General features: G+C 50.9%; 20 protein-coding genes. 2 read left to right on the top strand and 18 right to left on the bottom strand.

What is annotated here, in order from left to right:
• Nucleotides 1-6: 6 nt before the first annotated feature.
• The 3 genes from AC50X8_RS20055 to AC50X8_RS20045 all read right to left on the bottom strand — a co-directional run bounded on the left by AC50X8_RS20055 (nt 7) and on the right by AC50X8_RS20045 (nt 2,811).
• A complete protein-coding gene (locus AC50X8_RS20055) occupies nt 7-876 on the bottom strand; it encodes a DMT family transporter (RefSeq protein WP_494881142.1) in 870 nt (289 codons plus the stop codon).
• Nucleotides 877-1,462: 586 nt separating this feature from the next.
• Nucleotides 1,463-2,374, bottom strand: a complete 912-nt coding sequence (locus tag AC50X8_RS20050; protein WP_494881140.1) for a pyridoxamine 5'-phosphate oxidase family protein — start codon at nt 2,372-2,374, stop codon at nt 1,463-1,465.
• Nucleotides 2,374-2,811: a VOC family protein gene (locus tag AC50X8_RS20045; RefSeq protein ID WP_056038567.1), complete on the bottom strand. Its 438-nt coding sequence runs from the start codon at nt 2,809-2,811 to the stop codon at nt 2,374-2,376. Before AC50X8_RS20045 ends, AC50X8_RS20050 begins: the two co-directional genes overlap by 1 nt.
• Nucleotides 2,812-2,938: 127 nt before the next feature.
• Here AC50X8_RS20045 and AC50X8_RS20040 point away from each other — a divergent pair, with 127 nt between their 5' ends.
• Together AC50X8_RS20040 and AC50X8_RS20035 are read left to right on the top strand one after the other, a co-directional pair.
• A complete protein-coding gene (locus AC50X8_RS20040) occupies nt 2,939-3,532 on the top strand; it encodes a CGNR zinc finger domain-containing protein (RefSeq protein ID WP_327204934.1) in 594 nt (197 codons plus the stop codon).
• Between the two features lie 641 nt (nt 3,533-4,173).
• Complete coding sequence (locus tag AC50X8_RS20035) at nt 4,174-4,521, top strand: GNAT family N-acetyltransferase (protein WP_494881137.1); 348 nt, start codon at nt 4,174-4,176, stop codon at nt 4,519-4,521.
• A 52-nt stretch (nt 4,522-4,573) separates the two neighbouring features.
• Here AC50X8_RS20035 and AC50X8_RS20030 read toward each other — a convergent pair whose 3' ends face one another.
• The 15 genes from AC50X8_RS20030 to AC50X8_RS19960 all read right to left on the bottom strand — a co-directional run bounded on the left by AC50X8_RS20030 (nt 4,574) and on the right by AC50X8_RS19960 (nt 22,469).
• Nucleotides 4,574-5,281 carry a FadR/GntR family transcriptional regulator gene (locus AC50X8_RS20030; RefSeq protein ID WP_494881135.1) on the bottom strand — a complete coding sequence of 236 codons (708 nt, stop codon included), beginning with the start codon at nt 5,279-5,281 and terminating at the stop codon, nt 4,574-4,576.
• Between the two features lie 48 nt (nt 5,282-5,329).
• Nucleotides 5,330-6,058: a LutC/YkgG family protein gene (locus AC50X8_RS20025; protein WP_056038576.1), complete on the bottom strand. Its 729-nt coding sequence runs from the start codon at nt 6,056-6,058 to the stop codon at nt 5,330-5,332.
• Complete coding sequence (locus tag AC50X8_RS20020; RefSeq protein WP_056038578.1) at nt 6,051-7,577, bottom strand: LutB/LldF family L-lactate oxidation iron-sulfur protein; 1,527 nt, start codon at nt 7,575-7,577, stop codon at nt 6,051-6,053. The genes AC50X8_RS20025 and AC50X8_RS20020 overlap by 8 nt, the downstream gene beginning before the upstream one ends.
• Nucleotides 7,574-8,302, bottom strand: a complete 729-nt coding sequence (locus AC50X8_RS20015) for a (Fe-S)-binding protein (protein ID WP_056038581.1) — start codon at nt 8,300-8,302, stop codon at nt 7,574-7,576. Before AC50X8_RS20015 ends, AC50X8_RS20020 begins: the two co-directional genes overlap by 4 nt.
• A 161-nt stretch (nt 8,303-8,463) precedes the next feature.
• A complete protein-coding gene (locus tag AC50X8_RS20010; RefSeq protein WP_056038584.1) occupies nt 8,464-9,222 on the bottom strand; it encodes a DeoR/GlpR family DNA-binding transcription regulator in 759 nt (252 codons plus the stop codon).
• A gap of 26 nt (nt 9,223-9,248) precedes the next feature.
• Complete coding sequence (locus tag AC50X8_RS20005; protein WP_494881133.1) at nt 9,249-10,715, bottom strand: rhamnulokinase; 1,467 nt, start codon at nt 10,713-10,715, stop codon at nt 9,249-9,251.
• On the bottom strand, nt 10,712-11,932 hold the full coding sequence (gene rhaI / locus AC50X8_RS20000) for an L-rhamnose isomerase (protein ID WP_494865063.1): 1,221 nt from the start codon (nt 11,930-11,932) through the stop codon (nt 10,712-10,714). Before rhaI ends, AC50X8_RS20005 begins: the two co-directional genes overlap by 4 nt.
• Before the next feature lie 33 nt (nt 11,933-11,965).
• Nucleotides 11,966-12,337, bottom strand: a complete 372-nt coding sequence (locus AC50X8_RS19995; RefSeq protein ID WP_056038593.1) for a sensory rhodopsin transducer — start codon at nt 12,335-12,337, stop codon at nt 11,966-11,968.
• A gap of 22 nt (nt 12,338-12,359) precedes the next feature.
• Nucleotides 12,360-14,429, bottom strand: coding sequence for a bifunctional rhamnulose-1-phosphate aldolase/short-chain dehydrogenase (locus AC50X8_RS19990; protein WP_056038596.1), 2,070 nt, complete (start codon nt 14,427-14,429; stop codon nt 12,360-12,362).
• Nucleotides 14,430-15,164: 735 nt separating this feature from the next.
• On the bottom strand, nt 15,165-15,374 hold the full coding sequence (gene rpoZ / locus AC50X8_RS19985; protein WP_056038602.1) for a DNA-directed RNA polymerase subunit omega: 210 nt from the start codon (nt 15,372-15,374) through the stop codon (nt 15,165-15,167).
• Nucleotides 15,375-15,389: 15 nt separating this feature from the next.
• Nucleotides 15,390-16,007, bottom strand: coding sequence for a guanylate kinase (gmk, locus tag AC50X8_RS19980; protein WP_056038605.1), 618 nt, complete (start codon nt 16,005-16,007; stop codon nt 15,390-15,392).
• A 13-nt stretch (nt 16,008-16,020) separates the two neighbouring features.
• Nucleotides 16,021-16,281 carry an extracellular matrix/biofilm regulator RemA gene (gene remA, locus AC50X8_RS19975; protein ID WP_005548256.1) on the bottom strand — a complete coding sequence of 87 codons (261 nt, stop codon included), beginning with the start codon at nt 16,279-16,281 and terminating at the stop codon, nt 16,021-16,023.
• 535 nt (nt 16,282-16,816) lie between these two features.
• Nucleotides 16,817-18,712, bottom strand: coding sequence for a bifunctional homocysteine S-methyltransferase/methylenetetrahydrofolate reductase (locus AC50X8_RS19970; RefSeq protein WP_494881130.1), 1,896 nt, complete (start codon nt 18,710-18,712; stop codon nt 16,817-16,819).
• Nucleotides 18,713-18,725: 13 nt separating this feature from the next.
• A complete protein-coding gene (gene dapF, locus AC50X8_RS19965) occupies nt 18,726-19,556 on the bottom strand; it encodes a diaminopimelate epimerase (protein WP_056038606.1) in 831 nt (276 codons plus the stop codon).
• Between the two features lie 120 nt (nt 19,557-19,676).
• Nucleotides 19,677-22,469 carry a calcium-translocating P-type ATPase, SERCA-type gene (locus tag AC50X8_RS19960; protein WP_056038610.1) on the bottom strand — a complete coding sequence of 931 codons (2,793 nt, stop codon included), beginning with the start codon at nt 22,467-22,469 and terminating at the stop codon, nt 19,677-19,679.
• Nucleotides 22,470-22,541: the final 72 nt, after the last annotated feature.

Below are 22,541 nucleotides of genomic sequence, written 5' to 3'. Positions count from 1 at the left end.
TCCTTCCTATTCATGCGAATGCTTTTTGCCGAATGCAGTCCAGTTCACAAGAAATATTCCGATGCCAATGCAAAATCCCCCTAAATAAACATACGTATGTATAGTCTCGTTATGGATGATGAACCCCGAGAGTACACCAAAGAACGGGGCTAAGAACAGATAGGCGCTTGTTTTCCCAGGATCGCCATGACTTAGCAAGTAATACCATGCTGCAAATTGCACAATGGAACCCATAATGGCCAAGTACAATACAACCGACACAGAAGTTAGATTGATCGTAAGCTGCGGCGTTTCCATAACGGCACTCAGCAATAACAGAAGGAGACCGCCGAATAACATTTGATAAGCCGACATCACCCATGTATTGAATTGCGTCCCCCATTTTTTCACCAAAATAGTGGCTACAGCCCACGAAAGCGCAGCTCCCAGCCCCAACCAGGTACCCGTTGTTAATTGCAAATGGGATCCTAGGGATAAGAATACCCCTGCAAATCCTATACATACCCCAAGCCACTGGGATATTCGGTATTTCAAGCCGAGGAACCATGTCCCCAAAATTACGACCAGGAGCGGATTAACAAAGGTCAGTATAGAGGTCTCCCCCGACGGAAGGGTACGCATGCTCAGGAAGATACATCCCATAACTCCCGTCGTCTGAAATAGTCCTATTACGAACAATTTAGATCCATCCTGATAGGATATAGGCAGCCGTTTCATCCTGACAAATAAGGCCATGATCAATCCCGCAAACGTAAATCGGATCCCCACAAGCAGCAAGGGCGAGATATAGGATAAACCGATCTTTCCAACCGCAAATGAAGTGCCCATGAGCGAGGTGGCAAGCACAACTAGCAGTCCAAATACATAACGGTTCATGATATTCTCCTCTTTCTACATTTTGTAAGGTTATGGTAGCATGAGAATACTTCGGTGGTCATCGAACCATACATGTAAGGAGATGACTGACATGAGTACAAAATTGAGGCCGAATATCGTACAGGCAGCTAATCTAATTGGTGATCCGTCACGTCTTGCGATGCTAATTGCTTTGTTTGGATGAAAGGCTATCCCCGCTTCTGATTTAGCGCATGCTGCCCGAATTTCTCCACAGACTGCCTCTTCACATCTATCCAAAATGGTAGAAGGAGGCCTGCTGATTCATGATTCTTACGGTCGGCATAAGTACTTTCGGCTTGTCAGCCCTGAGGTAGCACATGCCCTCGAATCCCTTCTGGCTATTTCACCACCCAAATCCGTAAGTTCACTCCGCGAATCCGATGAACTTAAAACTTTGCGTCATGCTCGGACTTGCTATGATCACTTGGCTGGTAGGATTGGTGTAGACCTAACGGATCGGTTACTTGATATGAACTATTTAGAGGAACAAGGAAAAGATTATGTGTTAAGCGTGGAAGGTAAGGCGACGCTGCAGAATTGGGGTGTGAAAGTTCATGCCGATCAACTAGGACTCCACAACTACGCTCGGATTAGCAGGGGAGTACTGTACGGTTCTCCAGCTTAGAGACATCGCATGACTCGTAATAATTCCCCGTTCCAGATGAAATCGGATGATCCGCTGGGCATCCTGGAACCAGTGGGCGAATGGAGTCACATCCCATAGAATCTCGACCGTTCCCGTCAATTGAATAAGGCTGCCCGAGTCAAAATCCATGAATAACAGCCCTGCCTGCGGGTAACAGACTGCATTCCCAAGCGTATTAAACATCGCATTGCCGCTGTAATCCGGAAACACCAACGTCCGGTCATCCTCGGCTCTTACGAATCCCGGCATACCCCCGCGGTGGGATACATCCGTACCATACTGAAGATGTTGAGTTGCAATGAAGAAGGTATCCGCTTTATTCACCAGGGTCACCACTTCTTCAGAGAGCGTCTCCAGTGCCTGAGCTACCGGTTCAACGCTCGGTCCTTCTCTTAGGGTCCATTCACGCGCTTGGATGTACTTCGGACAGTTGGAGTAGACTTGCTCTGCCCTAACTTGAAACCCGTTCGGTTGGATCTCCCCAATTCGGCCATTCAAGCGCATGCGGCGCCGGGTGGCGAAGTCGACTGCAATGGCTGCGATCGGATTGGAGGGGTACAGGCAGAGTGAGATGGGGTCCTGGGAATCAGGAAGACCGTTAATAATGGCATGCTGAGAGTCTTCTACCTTGATGAATCCGGGGGTTCCGAACCATACGGAAGCCCAAACTGCCCCATCGTCATCTGCTGCGCCAAGTATCAGAAAAGGCTGGCTTTCGAGGAACGTCTTCGCCGCTAGCGGAATCTCACTGTAAATGTTATTTTTGCGTGCTGCGATGTCCCTTACACCCGCCCGTTCCTGAACCTGAATTTCGCCCGGATGATAGTGCATCAGAAGAAACCACAAGCTTTCCCTTCCGTCGCCGTGTGCGCGTGGCAGCCCACACCCAGCAGCGCATAAATCTCCAACCGGATCCCGTCCGGATCTTCGAAGAAGATCCCGCCGGAGTCTCCGCCCTCCGTATGAGCAACCATCCCATCATAGATGAAGGGAACTCCGTTCGCTCTCAATTTTTCCTCATATCCTTTAATGGAATCAACCGAATCCACTTCAAAGGCCAGATGATGCAGACCCGGCAGCCGTGGGGAGAAGCTTCCTTCACTTTGCTGCCATAAGGTGACCAGATTCTTCTGATCATCGCCAAGCAGTGCGAATTTTCTTCCGGGTTCCTCCGATAGATTCCGCAGTGTAAAGCCCAATACCTCCGTATAGAATCGAACCGATCTTTCTATTTCCGATACATTCAAACCAATGTGTCCCAATCTCATTTTCCATATCCCCTAACCACCAAAAATATCTTACAGGCATTACAATACACAATATTATATAACTTGTAAATAGCTAATTTAGCGGTTAGAATTAAAACAGGAGCACAGAGAAGGAGTTGGATCAACCATAGATAAGCCCGCATTTGTTTTTGTAGGCAATCACTTTACAACTGATTTTGTGAACACCCGCAAGAATGTCAAAGGAATCCGGACAGAGCTCATCGAGTCTTGGGGTCATCTGATGAGCTGGCTGGAGCAGGCCGACAGACGGAAATGGGTGATAAGTGATCGAGAGGAGCTTACCCCTGACGAGCAGGACACCATCATTCAAAAGATCCTGATCATTCGCAGCCGGATTGAACAGGCATTTACCCAAATCATTCAGGAACAATCCATTCCGGCCTCGATCGTCACTTTTCTCAATCAAGAGTTGGCGCGTTACCGCAGTTATTATCAAATCGAGGCAGGCGATCAGGAACGTCCATTCACCACTGTCAGAAACTACGAGATCACGCAGCTGCCCGCCTTGTTCCTGGAAGAGGCCTGCCTCTTCTTCACGACATTCAAACTGGCTAATCTCAAGAAGTGTGAGAATCATGCCTGCATCCTGTTCTTCTACGATAGCAGCCGCAATCAGCAGCGCCGCTGGTGCAGCATGGACAAGTGCGGGAATCGCGTCAAAGTAAATCAGCACTACCACCGCAAGAAAAACCAGGAATAAAAAAAGAGGGGATGACTTAAAAGTAGAAGAACCTACTTCCAAGACATCCCCTCTTCACCGTTACAATCCGTAAATCCCCTCCGCAGCTTCTGGACCGAAGATTCGCCGTCTTTACCGGGCTTGATACAAATAGAATGGTATTCCTTTTTGCATGTCGGAGTCTCAAGGAACGTTAGCCAATCTTCTAATGTGATGGGGACTACCCCCATCCATTCAGATAGGAGTACCGCCACATGCCCATCAAGCTAAAATCTTCGACTACCCCAAAACGAAAAAAGCTATCCTTTATTTAAGAAAAATAGCTTTTTTCGTTTTGGGGGTGTATTAATTTCTTAGCTTGATGGCTATGTGGCTCAATCCCTATCTCTCTTGTCCATATGGATAGTTGCCATCTTCATCTAGCCCTTTAAAAGGGAATACATAATAATTAAAACATATGTAAAAATATTTTTTGAAATGGGGAAATTTATCTTTCCACAAAACGAAGATGAATTATTTTAAAATATAGGAAAGTATAGCATTACGCGATACCTTCTCTATATTTCTCGGAATGAAACGTGCCGCGCCGCCAAAGGAAGGCGAGAGCCGTTTCACCTTATATGTTTCCGTCGGCCGCCTACCCTTTAACACCTGAGCAAATTTTGAAAAATCTTCCTAACCGGCTGGAGCCAACCGTCATTACACATGGTGAGAGTGTTGTCTGCTACGCCAACTTTTACAAGGATGACAGCAACGACTGCTGGCTGGGAAATGTCATTGTCTCCCCTGATTATCGAGGCAAGGGAGCGGCGGGATTTTTGATCGAAACGATAGAAATGCTCGCCAAGGAAAAATTAAACATAAAGAAGCTGCATCTCCTATGCCATAACACGAATACGAGAGGCAAGCTTTTTTACAAAAAGCTTGGCTATAAGCCTTTCAATATCTCATTAAAATTCCGTTCATCCGGGGAGCATGTGGCGTGTGTGCATATGGAAAAGCTGCTTTAAATGGCAAAGCGGCAGCCCTGAACGATTGTCTCGTCAGAACTGCCGCTGCTGCTCAAACATATTTCATCAAAATGCTTTCGACGTGATGCAGATGCTGCCGCATCGACAGCGACGCCGCCTCGGCGTCCTGCGCTTCAACCGCCTTATAAATGGCCAAATGCTCCTCGTAAAGCTGCTCCGCAACCGAGCGGTTCGCATACAGCTCCACCCTGCGAATTTCGCGAATGGCGGTTTCCACCTGGTTCATGACCGTCTCGAAAAGCTGTACCAAAATCGTATTATGCGTCGCCTTAACAAGCGTCAAATGGAATAGCAGGTCGGTGCGTTCCCCTTCCAGATCATTGCCCGCAGCTGCCTTCATTTGGACGACAAGCTCCTTCAGCACGGCCAGATCGTCCGCCGTCCGTTTCGAAGAAGCGATAGCAGCATTCGATACCTCGAACGATTGGCGCGCCTCCAGCAGCTCCAATAAGGTTTGGCGGTTCATACGCAGCGATTGGAGCTCGGGCAGCTCAAACTCCGCGGGCAGCGTGCTTATGACTGTACAGCCGCCGCCTTGGCGAATGTCAATAAGGCCCATCGCTTTAAGCGCACTGAGCGCCTCTCTGGTCGTAGACCGCCCTACCCCAAAGCGCTCGGACATCTCCTTAGTGGAAGGCAGCTTGTCTCCGACCTTAAGCTCCCCATCTACGATCAAACGCTTAATTTGCACCGTTATTTCCTCGTAATGGTTCCGCTTTGTCAGCTTCGTTACTTGCAAGCCAGCCGCCTCCTTTTCCTAAATCCGCTTAAAAAATAAATCTAAAACCTATCCGACCAGCAGCGCATAAACGACGCCGGGACCATGAACACCAATTGTCAGGTCGTTTTCAATATCGGACGAGCGGCTTGGCCCCGAAATAAAATGAATGCCTGCCGGCAAGCTTTCGCGGCCCGCTTCATCCAGAGGAATTAAAATCTCTCCAAGCTTCGTCTTCAACCGCTCAAGCGGAATAATGACGATTAGGACGGTTGGGAGCAGGCTTACTGAACGCCCCTTGTCTTTTCCGGACAAAACCGCAATAGATGACGTATAGGCAGCCGCATAATCAGCCACAACAACCCCAAAATCCGCTTCTGCCGCGCGCGCTTTCCAGTTTTCATTTTCATCGCTATTCCATACGCTTAGGCTTACGTTAGGAAGTGCTTCCTCCAGCTTCATTCCGGCAAGCTCCGGCTGGTTTTGCCTAATGATATACCGCGCACCAAGCTCCGTCGCCTTATCCTTAATGAATTGCTTGGCCTCGTCCATTGTAGAAAAATGGCTGACATGACCGCCATTGCTATGAAAATTCGCTGTAAACCGTTCAATCCGCTCTTCCAGCGTCCATTCATATTCCTGCCAGAAGTCCGGGGCACCGCGGAACGGGTGCACCGGCTTCTCTAGTACACGCGGACGTCGCAGCTTATTTGCGATATCATTCATAAAAGCATCCTGCTTGCGGCGGGAATCTGCTGCAAGCTCTTCCAGCCATTGCTCATGCGTCTGTTCAGCCATGCCCATGCCCTCCTCCATTTTGCTCTCTGTTGCGAACGAGCTGCTCCATCCGGCTGCGTGCATCTGGACTCAGCTCATTCAGACCATGGCGAAGCTCCTCCTCGAGCGTGCCCCATTTATCGCGGAACGACTGCTTCGGCAGGCTTGGCGTGACGCGATAGCTGTTCCAGCCCTTCAGCGGCCCCAGCTTAAGCCGAATTTCACCATTGCGTGCAACGAGCCGCTGTCCCAGCTTGCCCAGCTTGACTACGCCCTTGAAGCGGCCCGAATTGCCCATAATGGCCGAAAATCCTTTCATGCCGCCCGCTTCTGCCAAATCGCGATGTCCGCCCTCTTGCTTGCGTCTGCGCAAATAAATGAGCATTTCATGCAGCGGAATTTTGACCGGGCATGCTTCATAGCAGGCGCCGCATAGGCTGGAGGCGTTGGCGATATCGTCCCAGTCGCCGACATTTTTTTGGAGCGCGGGCGTGAGCACCGCGCCAATAGGTCCGCTGTACGTCCCGCCATAGGCATGACCGCCGATGTGGCGGTATACCGGACAAGCATTGAGGCAGGCGCCGCAGCGAATGCAATTGAGCAGCTCCTGAAACTCAGGGTCGCCAAGCTGGTTGGAACGCCCATTATCTACAATAATAATGTGCATTTCATCAGGCCCATCAGCATCCACATCACGGCGAGGTCCAGTAATGCCGGACATATACATCGTCAGCTTCTGCCCGGTCGCTGAACGCGGCAGCAGCGTCGCCATCACTTCAAGATCCGACCAGGAAGGAATAATCCGTTCCATGCCCATCAGCGTAATTTGTGTTTTCGGCACCGTCGTCACCATACGCGCATTGCCTTCATTTTCAAACAATACCATCGACCCGGTTTCCGCAATTGCAAAATTACAGCCCGTCATGCCGATGTCGGCTTCAAGAAACTTCTCCCGCAGTTTTTTGCGGACGAAGCCCGCCAATATCGTCGTATCCGCTTCAAGCGTCTCGCCCGCTTCCTTAGACAGCAGCTCCGCGATCTGAAAGCGGTTTTTGTGAATGGCTGGAATAATAATATGCGAAGGCGTCTCGCCAGCAAGCTGAATAATATACTCGCCCAAATCGGTTTCGATCGCTTCGATTCCGAGCTCTTCCAGCGCATGATTGAGATGCAGCTCTTCCGTTACCATCGACTTGGATTTTACGACTGATTTGGCCTTTACTTGCTTGGCGATCGCCAGAGATACTTTCACCGCCTCGGCCGCTGTCGAAGCAAAATGCACATGAACGCCATTCGCCCGCGCATTGTCAGCGAACAAGTTCAAATAATAGTCCAGATGGGCGATCGTATGCAGACGAATTTGCCGTCCGCGCTCGCGCCAATCTTCCCAGTTGCCATGCTCGGCTGTAGCCGCATGCTTGCCGTTGCGCAGACGCTCTGTCGTAAATTTAACGGCCTTGCGCAAAAACTCGTCATTTAACGCCAGATCTGCCCGGCCTTTAACCGTAGGCGGCACTTTCGTTCCTGCTGGTGCACTCATGCCTGCTTCACCCCTTCATACAATAGCTCAGCCAAATGCATCACTTTCACGGGTTCATTGCGGTAGCGCAAATTTCCCGCGATATTCATCAGGCAGGCGAGATCAAGACCGACGAGCACCTCTGCTTCCGTCTCCAGCACATGGTCCGCCTTCTCAGTCACCATTGCGCCCGATATGTCCGCCATCTTGACGGCGAACGTTCCACCGAACCCGCAGCAGTCCTCTGCGAACGGCAGCGGTACAAGCTCCATCCCTTTGACATGCCGCATCAGCTCCATCGGCTCTTCCTTGATGCCAAGCAATCGGCTCCCGTGGCACGATGGATGATAGGTCACCTTGTGCGGGTACACCGCGCCTACATCCTTCACCCCTAGCACCTGAACGAGAAACTGGGTGAATTCATAAGACTTCTGCTGAAGCTTATTCGCTCGCGCAAGCATAATGGGGTCATTTTCAAACAGCTTCGGATAATGATGAATCATCCCTGTGCAGGAGCCCGAAGGCGAAATGACAAAATCGCTGTCCTCAAAAGCATCCAAAATCGTCTTCGCTGATTCCCGCGCTTCCTTCCAATAGCCGCTGTTGAAGGCTGGCTGGCCGCAGCAGGTTTGCACCGTTGGAAAATCAAGCCGTACGCCGTATTTCGCAAGCAGCCGAACCATCGCTTCGCCGACTCTGGGATACATCGCGTCACTTAAACATGTTATAAATAAGGATACTTTCACCTTTAGCACCTCTTTTGCTCTGATGAATAACAAATGTATAATATCAGGTTGTCAGACAAGTTGGACAAAGCAGGCGGGACTGCAAAACGTCTGGAAAGAACCTGCATACTCCCAACACTTTCCATTACCTTTTGACAAATCCCGCTTGCTAGAACGCCGCCTTACACAATCGTCAAATCCATTGACCTTGCTTTCAGCTCGGCAACGGTATCCGCACCAATCCGTTTGTCTGTAATAATAGAATGGACATCACTCAGCTCTGCTACCTGCGTAAAAGCTTGTACGCCGAACTTGCTGGAATCAGCCAGCAATACGACCTGATCGGCAATGCCGATCATTTTCAGCTTAATGCGCGCCTGCAGCTCGCTCGATTCGCTGATCCCCCGCTCCAAATGCACGCCCTTGCACGATAAAAACAGTTTATCGACGTAATACGCATCAAGCGAGCGTTCCGCAAGCGGACCAACGTAGGACAGCGAGCGTGAAGCGAGCAGCCCGCCGGTGGAGATAACCTCAATCTTCTCCTTCGTGCTCAGCTCCAGCGCGACCTTAATGGAATTGGTCAATACCGTTAGCGGTATATCGGGCAAATGCGAGGCCATGTACCAAGCCGTTGTACTGGCATCGAGTACGATTCGGTCCTTCGGCTTAATAAGCTTAATCGCTTCCTGTGCAATTTGCCGTTTCTCCTCCGCATGGGTAATTTCCCGTTCGGTAAAGGGCGTCTCCGGCTGCTGATCCTTCACGTTCACCGCGCCGCCGTGCGAACGCCGCAGCTTGCCTGCCTGCTCCAAGCGATCCAAATCGCGCCGTATCGTTTCCTCCGTTACGCCGCATAGCTCGCTGAGCTCGGACACTCTTATACTGCCTCTGTCATTCACCAGCTGTACGATTTTTTCATAACGCTCCGCAACCAGCATAAGCCGCCCTCCTTTCTTTCACAAAACTACAGCCCCGTCACCTGTGTAAACCGGCCGTAAGCTTCCTGCCATGCTTGCTGCTCCGTCGGCTCGTAATGCTCTACCTCGAAGGAATCCCGAATCACTTTGCGCGCTTCCCATATATCGGCCAGCTCGCCGCGGGCAATCCATTGCACAATCATATTGCCGATTGCGCTGCCTTCAACCGGACCTGCCCATACCGGCTTGCCGATGGCATTAGCCGTCCACTGGCATAGCAGCTTATTCTGAATGCCGCCGCCAACCATATGCAGACCGTTAAACTGCTGCTCGGAAAGCTGCTCGGTTAATTCCAGCACATAACGATATTTTAACGCGAGGCTCTCCAATACACAACGCACAATTGCGCCCGGATTGCGATCAAGCTGCTGCCCCGTCAACTCGCAATAGGCGCGAATGCGCGCTTCCATGCCGCCTGGCGGCAAAAATACCGCAGCGTCGGGATCGATGAAAGCAGTGAAAGGCTTCGCTTCTCCCGCCAGCTTGACAAGCTCTGCAAAGGATTGGACGTTCCCCGCTTGATCCCATTCGCGCTTCAGTTCCTGCACGATCCAGAGGCCCATAATGTTTTTGAGCAGGCGGAACGTACCGTCTACGCCACCTTCATTCGTAAAGTTCAGGCGGTAGGCTGTCTCGTTAATGACTGGACGCTCTACTTCTGTCCCCATCAGCGACCAGGTTCCGCAGCTCAAATACGCGAATGGCCTCTGAAGCGCTGGCACCGCTGCAACTGCAGATCCTGTATCATGCTCGGCAACGGCGATAACCGGAATATTGCCAACGCCAAGCTCGGCGCTTACGGAAGGACGAATACGGCCAGCGTCTGCTCCTGGTTGAACGACCTGGCCAAACATGCTGCGATTCAATCCAAGACGTTCAATCAGTTCGCCGTCCCAATCTCCGGTTAGCGGATTAAACAGCTGGGTCGTTGTCGCATTGGAAAACTCATTAAGCATATCGCCCGTCAAATAATACCGCAGCAAATCTGGAATCATTAGAAAATGCTGGGCTTCACGCAGCAGCGGCGATCCATTTTGCTGCATTGCAGCGAGCTGATATATCGTATTAAAGCTTAAAAACTGAATGCCCGTCCGCTCGAAAATATCCGTCTGCGGAATCGCCGTAAAAACCTTCTCCATCATGCCATCCGTATGACGGTCGCGGTAATGATAAGGATTTCCGAGCAGTTCGCCGCTGCTTCCAATAAGGCCAAAATCTACAGCCCACGTATCAATGCCGATGCTTTGCGGCTCTACCTTCAACTGCTTGGCTTTAACCAAGCCTTGTTTGATCTCATAATACAAGCGAAGAACGTCCCAATGCAGACGCTCTCCCACTTGTACCGGATCGTTCGAGAACCGATGTATTTCTTCCACTTCGATTTTGTTGTTAACGAGGCGGCCAAGCAGCGCTCTTCCGCTGCTCGCCCCTAAATCGTAAGCAAGAATGGTCACCAGCTGGCACCGCCCTTGCCTCTCGCTAGAATATCCTTGCCATAGCTGCTGTCCAAATACGCTCGCATTGGATCAAGCGGCAAGCCTTGCTCCTGACGAACGGCATGCAGGAGCGGCGTTACGTCGAATTCAAACGCTTTACGAACAGCATCTTCAGCGCCAAGCACATCATCTCTGTTTTGCGCATCTGTTACTTCATCATGATTGATCAGCAATGCTTTCGCGAATTGAGTCTGTACGTTCAGTACCGAACGCAGCATCGCTGGAATTTTCTGTTCAATGCTGTGCGATTGGTCAATCATATAAGCAATATTGCTGACGTTGTTGCGAATCGCTTCATCATTATCTTTGCTAGCTAGCAAAATTTGATAGAAAATCAGGAACAGCTCATAAGGATTCGTCGTTCCTACGATGAGATCATCATCGGCATATTTACGGCTGTTAAAGTGGAAGCCGCCCAGACGCTTCTCGTCAATCAGGTAAGCGACGATATGTTCAATGTTCGCGCCTTGCAGATGATGCCCCGTATCAACAAGCACTTCTGCCTGCGGTCCAAGCTTCATCGCCAAATTATACGACATGCCCCAATCTGCCAGATCGGTATGATAGAAAGCCGGCTCAAAGCATTTATATTCAATCAGCATCCGCATATGAGGATCAAGCGCACGGTACATTTCGGAAAGCGATTCCTGCATCCATGCTTTACGCTTGCGAATATCGCCTTGCCCCGGATAGTTCGTGCCATCTGCGAACCATAGGCTAATATCGCGCGAGCCTGTTTCTTTCGCAATCTGCACACATTCCAGCAAATGATCCGTCGCTTTGCGGCGAATTTTTTCATTCGCATTCGTCACGCTTCCGAGCATGTATTCATCTTCTTGGAATAAATTCGGATTAACCGCACCAATCTTGAGGCCAAGATTTTCCGCATGGCTTCTCAGCTTGCCGTAATCGTCCACTTTGTCCCAAGGAATATGAATCGCAACCGATGGCGCTAGGCCTGAATAACGGTGAACCTGCGCTGCATCTTCGATTTTCTCAAATGGCGTGCGTGGAACGCCTTCCTTCTGATATACCTTGAAGCGCGTACCTGAATCGCCATAGCCCCATGAAGGCGTTTCAATTTTAAGCGTTTTCAATTGCTCTTTGACGGCATCCAAATTAATACCTCTGGCCTTCTGCTGTTCTTCCAATAGCTGATACGCGCGATCGGACATGTTCAAACACCCTTTCCATTATAAAATATGATTTTATTTAATAGGATAGCCCATCGTTGACATTAATGCATTTTCCGCTTGCGTAGAATCCAGCCTGCTGTATTGTACAATGACCGGAATGTCGCTTTGCAGCTCGATGGCATATGGAACGCCGATTGGAATCGGCGTCCCGTTTTTGCCTAAGGAGCTGGTGCGGACATGCTTCGTACGTCTGGCAGGAATCACCACAAGAATATCGGTCATGGGGTCGCGGTCTTCGAAAAAGATCGTAATCCGCAGCAGCGCTTCTTCCGACGATGTATTCAGCACACAAATGGACTCATGGCTGGGCAGCGAGCCGGAGCTCGTCTCTGGAATGTAACCGTCCGGTATAAACCAATGCTTTTCTCCCTGAGCTTTATACATATCCGCATCTCTCCTAATAAAATTAGCGGGTAAACGCTGCTGGTACGCCGCCGTCAATCGTCAGCATGCAGCCAGTCGTCTTCTCCGATTTCGATGAAGCAAAGAAAGCAATGCCTTCGGCAATATCACGCGGATAAATATTAACCAGCAGCGTCGTACGCTTGCGGTAATACTCTTCCAGCTGATCCGGCTCAATACCGTAAGCTGCTGCGCGCTCATTGCGCCAGCTCCCGTTCCAAATCGCCGAGCCTTGCAAAATAGCATCCGGCAGCACCGTGTTGACACGAATGCCGAATTCGCCGCCCTCAGCTGCAATACAGCGGGCCAAATGAGCTTCTAGCGCTTTAGCGGAGCTGTAAGCCGATGCATTTTTACCTGCATATACCGAGTTTTTCGAGCCGATAAATACCATGTTGCCGCCGATGCCCTGTGTTTTCATTTGCTTGAACGCTTCACGAGCGACAAGGAAATAGCCTGTGCCCAGCACGTTCATGTTCAGGTTCCATTCCTTGAGCGAAGTTTCGTCAAATGGGCTCGATGTAGCAAGGCCTGCATTGTTGACAATAATATCAACGCCGCCATAAGCAAGCGCCGTATCGGCGTAAGCAGCAGCAACCTGCTCTTCGCTCGTTACATCCATTTTAACGGCAATCGCCCGGTTTTCGCCATACTTCTCATTAATTTCCGCCGCTACTTTCTCAGCTCCTTCAAGATTCAAGTCTGCTAGCACCACATGCGCGCCTTCAGAAACGAGGCGGCGAGCTGTTTCGCTGCCGATTCCGCCAGCACCGCCGGTAATGAACGCCACTTTACGGGAAAATTCGGTTTCAGCTGGAGCAAGCGACAATTTGTACAGCTCAAGCGGCCAATATTCAACGTTGTAGGACTCATTTTCGCTAAGCGAGACGAACTCGCCCAGAGCTGTCGCTCCTCTAATAACCGCAATCGCACGGTGGTAAAGCGCGCCGCTGACTTTGGAGTTAGCCCAGCTTTTGCCCGTATTGATCATGCCTACGCCTGGTATTAAAATAACGCGTGGAGCCGCTTCGAACATAACATCGCCTTCATGCTTGTTGCGTTCAAAATACGCTTTGTATTGCTCTTTATAGGCAGCAATGCTTTCTTTCAGCTTCGCTTTAAGGCCTTCTACATCGTCCACGTTCGGTGTCCAATCCACATACAGTGGAACAACCTTCGTATGAACGAGGTGATCCGGGCAAGCAGCGCCTACTTGGGAAACGACTCCGGAGCTCTGTCCGCCTACAAATTGCAGCACATCGGCTTCGTCATCGAATGTCAAAATCATTTTCTTCTCGTCGCTTACTGCACCGCGAATCGTCGGCATTACTTGTGCCGCAATGCTTCTGCGAACATCAGCCGCAAGCGCCTCATGCTTTACGCCGCCAAACAGCTTCGCTTCATCAACGCGAGCTTCAATGTAAGCCTCTGCCTCGCTGATGATTTGAATTGTTTTTGCGTAGCACTCCTCTGAAGTCTCGCCCCAAGTAACCAGACCGTGCTTCTCCATAAGCACAAGCTCAGCTTTCGGATTGGCAAGCACGCCCTCCGCGATCATTTTGGAAAGGGTAAAGCCCGGACGCACGTAAGGAACCCAGACGAAACGGTCGCCGAAAATTTCTTTCGCAACCGCTTTGCCGTTGTCTGCGCAGCACAGGCTAATAATCGCATCCGGATGCGTGTGATCGACATGCTTGAACGGCAGGAACGCATGCAGCAGCGTTTCAATAGAAGCGCGCGGATGCTTGGAATCGATCATACAGTTAACAAGATACGCTACCATATCCTCATCAGACATTTCCGAGCGTTCGAACAATGGACGAATGTCTTCCATGCGAAGGCCAGTAAAATTGCCTGCTTTCATGGACGCAAGGTCGGAGCCGCTGCCTTTAACGAACATTACTTCCACATCACGGCCGCGGAAGTCCTTTACGATTGTTTTGGAGGAAGTGTTGCCGCCTCCCCAGTTACATACACGGCGATCAGCGCCAATAATATTAGAACGGTATACAAGTTCACCCAAACCTGCTTCAACTTCTGCTGCAAGAGAGGCATTCCATAAAGATTGTACCATTTTGCAAACCTCCGAAATCATATTTGTTTTTGCTTGTTTTTATACTATCATATTTGTTTGTCTTTGAATATACATATTTCAAACAAAAACAAAGATTTCGGACTTGAAAATACGCAAAGTAAAAATAACATGTTTAATCCCACCTTGTAGACCCACCAATACCCTCACATAGAAAAAAGACCATCCTGCACGAAGGATGGTCCATTACTCCCTTTATGGCGTGTATGCAAACGCAAATAAACCAAATGCAGATCCTGATTGAATTCAGCTTCAAACATGAATAGGAGCTGCGTCTGGAGAGGCAGCCTTGTGCATGGACTTTTGGCGGACACAGCGGCCGCTAATTCAACCGAATCACTCGTTATGGCAGTGGCCGCGGACTCAGAAGACGCTAATGCGCTGCCAAACGGTATTTTGATAGGATGACGAAGGCTATAACCGCATTCCTGTCCGCTTACGGCCTCAAATCGGCTAAAAAGCCAGAATAGCGGAAGCTCAGTCCTAAAAAAATGGAGGTCGCGTATCCCGAGCTGTATGGTCCCTGCAACACTCGCTTGCTGAGCTACCTTAAGCCTTGAACCATCAGATAAGATTGGATTCAAATAAGCGCTGAGTAAGGAGTAATGGCCCAAATTTGGTTTGCATGCATACCCTAGTTTCCAAAACAAAAAACAACCGCCATAAATGACGGTTGCTCTCCTGAATGCCATATAAGCTGACTAAAGGGCCAGCAGCCTAGTCTTCGATCGGTTCTTTCGATTCTACGACAACGATATCGCCGTAAATCTCTTCAAGCGCTACACCGACAAATTTCGCCGATCTTGGCGATTTAAGCTCGGATTTTTCCCCATTGCGCAGCATGCGCGCGCGTCTGGATGCTGCAACGACTAGCGAGTATTTGCTGTCGACTTTCTTAACCATTTCATCAATAGAAGGGTATAACATGTTCCATCTCCTCGCTTAGGCTTTCTCGATTGCAGCTGGCAGCTCGCCCAGCTCCGCTAAATATTTGCTTGCCTTGCAATGCTCGGCGGTAAGGATGCTCTCAATCCGGTAACAAGCCGCCTCAATCTCATCGTTCACGACCGCATAATCATAATGGCTGAGCAGATTCATCTCTTCTTCCGCCACCGTCATCCGGTGATTAATCGTGTCCTGCGTCTCCGTGCCACGCCCTGTAATGCGCTGCTTCAGCTCATCCAAAGATGGCGGCACGAGGAAAATAAACACACCTTCCGGAAACTTCTCCTTAACCTTCAATGCGCCTTGAACTTCAATTTCCAAAATGACGTCCTGACCGCCTGCCAGTGTCCGTTCAACGAAATCGCGCGGCGTGCCGTAGCAATTGCCGACATACTCCGCATGCTCCAGCAAGGCATCACGAGCCATCATTTCCTGAAACTGCTCTCGGGTCTTAAAAAAATAGTTTACGCCATCAATTTCCCCTTGCCGCGGCAAACGAGTTGTCGCCGAAACAGAGTATACGAGATTAGGCATCTTTTTCCGCAGAACGGAGCAAACCGTCCCTTTACCTACGCCGGATGGACCGGACAATACAATTAACAATCCCTTATTCATAAGACTCCCCGTACTATTCGTCGTTATCGTCATCCTTAGTGGAAAGACGGTGTGCTACCGTCTCCGGCTGTACTGCTGATAGAATAACGTGGTCGCTGTCCGTAATAATTACCGCTCGCGTACGTCTTCCATATGTGGCGTCAATAAGCATATGACGGTCGCGCGCTTCCTGGATAATCCGCTTAATCGGCGCCGATTCGGGGCTCACGATTGAAATAATGCGGTTGGCTGACACAATGTTGCCAAAGCCAATATTAATTAGTTTAATAGCCAAGTAAGCTCCCCCTCCGGTCTCCCTCGTGCAACTGCCCGAATAAACAAGATATTAAGTATAAGTATTTGGACGATGAATGCACTCCACCTGCCAAATAACGGCAGAACTATTGCATTATTGTTGACGAAAAAAGTCCGGGGCATACGTTTTCCGCTAGGCGGACGTATAGACAACATCCGAACTGTACGACAGCCTGTCCTCGCCTTGCTATTCCAACCAGTCAGGGAGGCAGTATTCATTAGTATACATCTTAAATGATTTTGGCGCAACGAACAAGGGCAAAGCGCAAATTCTACCAAGGTGAAACGGCTGTCGCCTTCCTCTGGCGGCGCGGCGCGTTTCAGTCCGAGAAATATAAGCGGAGTATAAGGGTGAAACTTATAAACTCTTATATTTCAAGCGTAAACGACTATCGCCTTCCTCTGGCGGCAAAGCTAACGTTTCGCGGTGAAATATAAGCCCATTTATAAATGTGAAACTTATAAATGCTTATATTTATGAAAATGGCACTTTCCCCTTATTCATTTCGATGCGATTAGCGATGAACGCCTGTTTTCTCCCAAACATATTCCGTAAGCTGGACCGCCATATCATAAAACATAAACGGTGTAATTAGATAAATGCCTTTGAAATGGAGCACCGCCTCATCCAGAAGCTCCTTGGCTATACGAACGCCTTCAGCACGCCCCGCTTCCCCTTCAAGGCCAGCCATCCGCTGGCGAACTTCATCCGACAGCTGGATGCCCGGCACCTCATTGTGCAGGTACTCGGCATTGCGCCCGCTCGCAAGCGGCATAATACCGATAAAAACAGGAATCGGAAGATGTTTTGTCGCCTCTGCCACCTGTTTAATCAAAGCCGGATCGTAGACCGGCTGTGTCATAATGTAATCGGCGCCGGATTTGATTTTGCGCTCCAAACGCTGCACTGCTTTGTCCAAATGCTTCACATTCGGGTTGAAGGCAGCGCCGACGATGAAATTCGCTTTTTGCTTCAGCGGCTTGCCGGAGAAGGCAATACCTTCATTAAGCTGCTTCGTCATGCGGATCATCTCAAAGGAGGTGAAGTCATAGACGGAGCTGGAATCCGGCAAATCGCCAAAACGGGCCGGGTCTCCTGTTACCGCAAGCACATGGTCAATGCCAAGCGCGTCAAGGCCCATCAAGTGGGATTGCGTACCGATCAAATTGCGGTCCCGACAGGCAATGTGCACGAGCGGCCGCAAGCCGACCTTCTCTTGCACGAGCGCTGCGAGCGCCAAATTGCTCATGCGCGTAACGGCCAGCGAATTATCCGCCATCGTAACAGCGTCCGTTCCACATGCCTTAAGCGCTGCTGCTCCCGCCATAAACTTGCTAATATCCAGATCGCGCGGCGGGTCCAGCTCGACAATAACGGTATGACGCTCATGCACCGTATCCACAATGTTCGGCCCGCTTGGCATACGTACATCCGGAATTTCCAGCTTCACCGGAGGTTGTTCATTAATAACAATGGTCTCAACTTCCGCTATAGCTGTTCCTCCAGCTGCCTGCAAACCGTTTTGCGGTGAATATTGGTTCAGCGCGGCTGCCATAGCAGCAACATGCTCAGGAGTCGTACCGCAGCAGCCACCAACAATGCGCGCTCCGTAATCCGCAAATTCGCGTGCAGATGCCGCAAAATATTCCGGCGTAGCCGCATACGTATATTTGCCGTCCACATAATCAGGAATACCGGCGTTCGGAAAAATGGACAGCGGCCATGTCGCTTCCCCTTCAATCGCTTTCATCGCCCGCATAATCCCGTTCGGGCCGCTTCGGCAGTTGAAGCCAACGACATCTGCGCCTTCATCGGTAAGCTGGTCGAACGCCTGTCTCAGGCTGACGCCATCTTGCGTACGGCCAACGTCCTCAACTGCGAATTGGCAGATGACCGGGATATCCGTAAGCTTGCGGGCAATTCGCAAGGCAAGCAGCATTTCGTCAAGATCATAAAACGTTTCAAGCATAAAACCGTCAACGCCCTCTGTCAGCAGCGCAGCCATTTGGCGCTCATATGCATCGCTGACGCGGACGGTTCTTGTGTTTTTGAGCTTTCCGGCGCGAATCGAGCCGACCGCCCCTACTACGTAAGCATCCGGGCCGGATGCAGCGCGGGCAATGCGGACCCCCGCACGATTAATCGCTTCCATTTCCGCTTCCAAGCCGTAAATCGACAGCTTTTCCAAGTTTGCCGAGAAGGTGTTCGTTTCAATGACCTGTGCTCCCGCTTCATAATAGCGGCGATGAACATTTTCAATAACATCAGGACGCAAAATGTTAAATTCCTCATACGAAACGCCGACAGGGAACCCCATCTGATACAGAAAGGTTCCCATTGCGCCGTCCCCAGTTAAGATGCGCTCAGCGATCGCTGAGCGCAAATTCGGTTTGCTGATCATCTCTCCCATAGCCGTATCCGCCTTATAATGAGCCGCGGAAAACTTCTGCCGCTGGCCCTGTCATATATACGTGATTGTCCGCTTCATTCCATTCAATGAGCAGATCCCCGCCCTTCAGCGACACCGTTGCCGTCCGGTCTGTGTAGCCGTTCAGCACCGAAGCAACGACCGTCGCGCAGGCGCCTGTACCGCAAGCAAGCGTCGGGCCCGCACCGCGTTCCCAAACGCGCATTTCCGTATGCTCGCGGGAATTGACCGTTACGAACTCTACGTTGATTTTGCGCGGGAACATCGGATGGGTCTCCAGCTTGGGACCCCATGCAGCCAAGTCGAAATTAGCCGCATCATCTACGTAAATAACGCAATGCGGATTGCCCATCGATACAGCAGTAAAGCGGAACTCATGGCCGTCAACCTCAATCGGATGCTCCACAACCTGCTCCTGGTCTACCGTAGTCGGCACCGCCAGGCCATTCAAAATCGGCTCGCCCATATCAACGCGAACGCTTTGAACTTTGCCGCCTTCTACTCTCAATTGCACCGCCTGTGCACCTGCGCCAAGCGTTTCAATCGTAATGAGCTCCTTATTGGTTAAGCCGTTGTCATACACGTATTTTGCAACGCAGCGAATCGCATTGCCGCATTGTTCGGCTTCAGAGCCGTCAGAATTGATGATGCGCATGCGGAAATCCGCATTTTCCGAAGGCAAAATGTATACGAGACCGTCTGCGCCAATACCGAAAAATCGGTTGCACAATTCGATCGCAAGCTGAGCTGCGTTATCAGGCAGCTGCTGCTCGCCCGCAATAACGATAAAATCATTTCCTAATCCGTGCATTTTCGTGAAATTCATATGTGTACGCTCCTTTGCCGCGGCTATCATTGATAAATAAAAGATTCTGATTAATGATAGCATACTGCAAAGCTTGGATAAACACTATTCACTAAATACATCAACATTTGTACTTTTATGTTATCTGGTCGACATTTTGGAGCCAAATGTCAGCTTGCCCGATTTGTTTTTAGGCTTGGATGTGCCCAGCACGCTGCCAATTCCCATAAGGAACGTCGGAATTCCCGCTGCAACAAAGACGAGACACCATTCGCGCAGGCCAAGCGGCACCGTTTTGAAAATAGGCTGCAGCGGCTCAATGTAAAGCACGCCAAGCATCATAATGAGCGACGATAGCACAGCGAGCACCAAATAACGGTTTTGCAGCGGATTGCGGTGAAAAATCGAGCGCGAGCTGCGGCAGTCAAACACATGAATGAGCTGCGCCATTACGAGTGTTGCAAACGCGACGGTTTGCGCTTTAACCAAATGCTCCGTGCTTCCCGGCGCCTCAATCAGCGTAATCCAGAATGCCCCAAGCGTACATAAGCCGATGAGCAAGCCGCGGCTAATGATTTTCCAACCAAGTCGGCGGGCAAAAATATTTTCCTTCGCCGAGCGCGGCTTCTGGCTCATTAAATCCTTCTCCGCCTGATCGACGCCAAGCGCCATCGCCGGCAGCCCGTCGGTCACCAAATTGACCCATAAAATTTGGATTGGCACGAGCGGCAGCGGCAAGCCAACCATCATAGCAAGCAGCATCGTCATAATTTCGCCGACATTCGATGCCAGCAAGTAGCGGATGAATTTGCGGATATTTTCATAAATATTCCGACCCTCTTCAATGGCTGAAACAATGGAAGCGAAATTGTCATCGCTCAAAATAAGGGCAGACGCTTCCTTGGAGACATCCGTTCCGGTAATGCCCATAGATATGCCGATATCAGCCGCTTTGATCGCTGGCGCATCATTTACCCCGTCGCCCGTCATTGCAACGACATGCCCTTGGCGCTGGAGCGATTTGACGATGCGCAGCTTATGCTCCGGAGATACGCGGGCATAAACGTATACATTGTCAACGAGTCGATCGAGCTGCTCATCGCTCATGCTTTCCAGCTGCTTGCCGCTCATCGCAATGCCTCCGCGGGGCATAATGCCCAGCTGCCCAGCGATGGCTTCCGCAGTCAACTGGTGATCGCCTGTAATCATCACCGTCTTGATGCCAGCGCGGCGGCATACGGCGATCGCTTCCCTCGCTTCGCGGCGCGGCGGGTCAATCATGCCCGTAAGCCCAACGAATACGAGCTGGCTTTCCGCCTCCGCTTCGCTATTGCATTTATCCGTCGCCCGCAGGTCGCGATAGGCGAGACCGAGCACGCGCAGCGCTGATTGGGCCATCTCTTCGCTCGCCTCGGCATATTTTTGCTTAAGCGTCCCTGTAAACGGCACAACCTTGCCATCCCACAGCACATAGCTGCACTGGTGCATGAGCACATCTGGCGCGCCCTTCGCATAAATGACGCGACCTCCTTGATGGGCTGCCAATACCGACATCAGCTTGCGCTCCGAATCGAACGGGAACTCCCGCTCCCGCTTGTACAGCCCTTCCAGCGATTTGGCCGTCAAGCCGAGCTTCGCTGCCAGCACGACGAGCGCTCCTTCGGTCGGATCGCCATTGAGCACCCACTCCTGCTTGGCTTCCCCTGCATTTTTGCTGCTGCGCTTGCGGCCATCCTCTGGCTCCACCTGATAAATCGAAGCATTATTGCACAGCGCGGCAATTTGCAGCAGCCGTTTAAGCGAGGCGTCATGCTTCATATCGACGGGCTCCCCGCCCTCCAAAATCGCTCCGACAGGCTCATAGCCCTGCCCGGTCACATCCAGGCGGCGACCGCCCATCCAAATGGTCGTGACGGTCATTTTATTTTGCGTCAGCGTGCCTGTTTTGTCTGAGCAAATAACCGAGGCACAGCCGAGCGTCTCTACCGACGGCAGCTTACGGACGATAGCCTTGCGCTTGATCATCCGCTGCACGCCAAGCGCGAGCGCTATCGTCACAATAGCGGGCAGCCCTTCGGGAATAGCGGCTACAGCAAGGCTGACGCCAGCCAGAAACATGCCATAAGCAGGCTGTCCATGCAAAATTCCTGCTACAACAACGATAATCGTCAGGCCAATGGCGACGGCGATCAATATTTTGCCCAGCTGCTCCAGCCTGTGCTGCAGCGGCGTTTCCATCGACTCCGTCTGCTGGATAAGCTCGGCAATCGTGCCCATCTCCGTCTTCATTCCGGTACGAATGACCATGCCCTTCGCAGTGCCCCGTGTGACCATCGTGCCCATAAACCCAATATTGCGCTGATCACCGAGCGGCAAATCCGCTTCGGAAATTGCCATCGCATGCTTGCCCACTGGCACGGACTCTCCCGTTAAGGCAGACTCCTCCGTATAGCAGCTGTTCGCCTCAAGCAGCCGCACATCGGCAGGAATCCGGTCCCCGCTCTCCAGCACAATGACATCACCAACGACCAGGTCCTTGGCTGGAATGTCCATCATTTGCCCGCCGCGCAGCACCTTGGCCGACGGGGCCGACATTTCTTTTAGCGCATGCAGCGACTTTTCCGCCCGAAACTCCTGTACGAAGCCGAGCACAGAATTAATGACGATAATGGCGATAATCGTTACCGCATCCAAATATTCGCCCAAAAGCCCTGATATAAGAGTAGCGCCCATGAGCACCAATACCATAAAATCCTTGAACTGATTGAGAAACAGCATGATCGGCGATACCCGCTTGCCCTCGGTCAGCTCATTGTGCCCATCCCGCTGCAACCTTTCCGCCGCTTCAGCGGCAGCCAGCCCCTGCTCCGGGATGCTGTTCAGCGCTTGCGTCAGCTCCCCTTTACCCAATTGATGCCATTTCAATTGTTCCATCGCTTCTTTTCCCTCCCGTATATGCCTCAGCGCCCCTCGGACAGCCTCTCAAGCCTAAATGTATTCGGACAA

Source organism: Paenibacillus sp. JT22N15 (assembly GCF_059383755.1).
This window is presented reverse-complemented; position numbering and strand designations above follow the sequence as displayed.

Bases quoted from the DNA above. Each gene is read 5' to 3' on its own strand.
- AC50X8_RS20025 (WP_056038576.1), bottom strand. From the start codon at position 6,058: ATGGCTGAACAGACGCATGAGCAATGGCTGGAAGAGCTTGCAGCAGAT.
- AC50X8_RS19990 (WP_056038596.1), bottom strand. From the start codon at position 14,429: ATGGTACAATCTTTATGGAATGCCTCTCTTGCAGCAGAAGTTGAAGCA.
- AC50X8_RS19960 (WP_056038610.1), bottom strand. From the start codon at position 22,469: ATGGAACAATTGAAATGGCATCAATTGGGTAAAGGGGAGCTGACGCAA.
- gmk (WP_056038605.1), bottom strand. From the start codon at position 16,007: ATGAATAAGGGATTGTTAATTGTATTGTCCGGTCCATCCGGCGTAGGT.
- AC50X8_RS20055 (WP_494881142.1), bottom strand. From the start codon at position 876: ATGAACCGTTATGTATTTGGACTGCTAGTTGTGCTTGCCACCTCGCTC.
- AC50X8_RS20045 (WP_056038567.1), bottom strand. From the start codon at position 2,811: ATGAGATTGGGACACATTGGTTTGAATGTATCGGAAATAGAAAGATCG.
- rpoZ (WP_056038602.1), bottom strand. From the start codon at position 15,374: ATGTTATACCCTTCTATTGATGAAATGGTTAAGAAAGTCGACAGCAAA.
- AC50X8_RS20010 (WP_056038584.1), bottom strand. From the start codon at position 9,222: ATGCTGGTTGCGGAGCGTTATGAAAAAATCGTACAGCTGGTGAATGAC.
- dapF (WP_056038606.1), bottom strand. From the start codon at position 19,556: ATGAATTTCACGAAAATGCACGGATTAGGAAATGATTTTATCGTTATT.
- rhaI (WP_494865063.1), bottom strand. From the start codon at position 11,932: ATGTCCGATCGCGCGTATCAGCTATTGGAAGAACAGCAGAAGGCCAGA.
- AC50X8_RS20020 (WP_056038578.1), bottom strand. From the start codon at position 7,577: ATGAGTGCACCAGCAGGAACGAAAGTGCCGCCTACGGTTAAAGGCCGG.
- AC50X8_RS19970 (WP_494881130.1), bottom strand. From the start codon at position 18,712: ATGGGAGAGATGATCAGCAAACCGAATTTGCGCTCAGCGATCGCTGAG.
- AC50X8_RS20050 (WP_494881140.1), bottom strand. From the start codon at position 2,374: ATGCACTATCATCCGGGCGAAATTCAGGTTCAGGAACGGGCGGGTGTA.
- AC50X8_RS19995 (WP_056038593.1), bottom strand. From the start codon at position 12,337: ATGTATAAAGCTCAGGGAGAAAAGCATTGGTTTATACCGGACGGTTAC.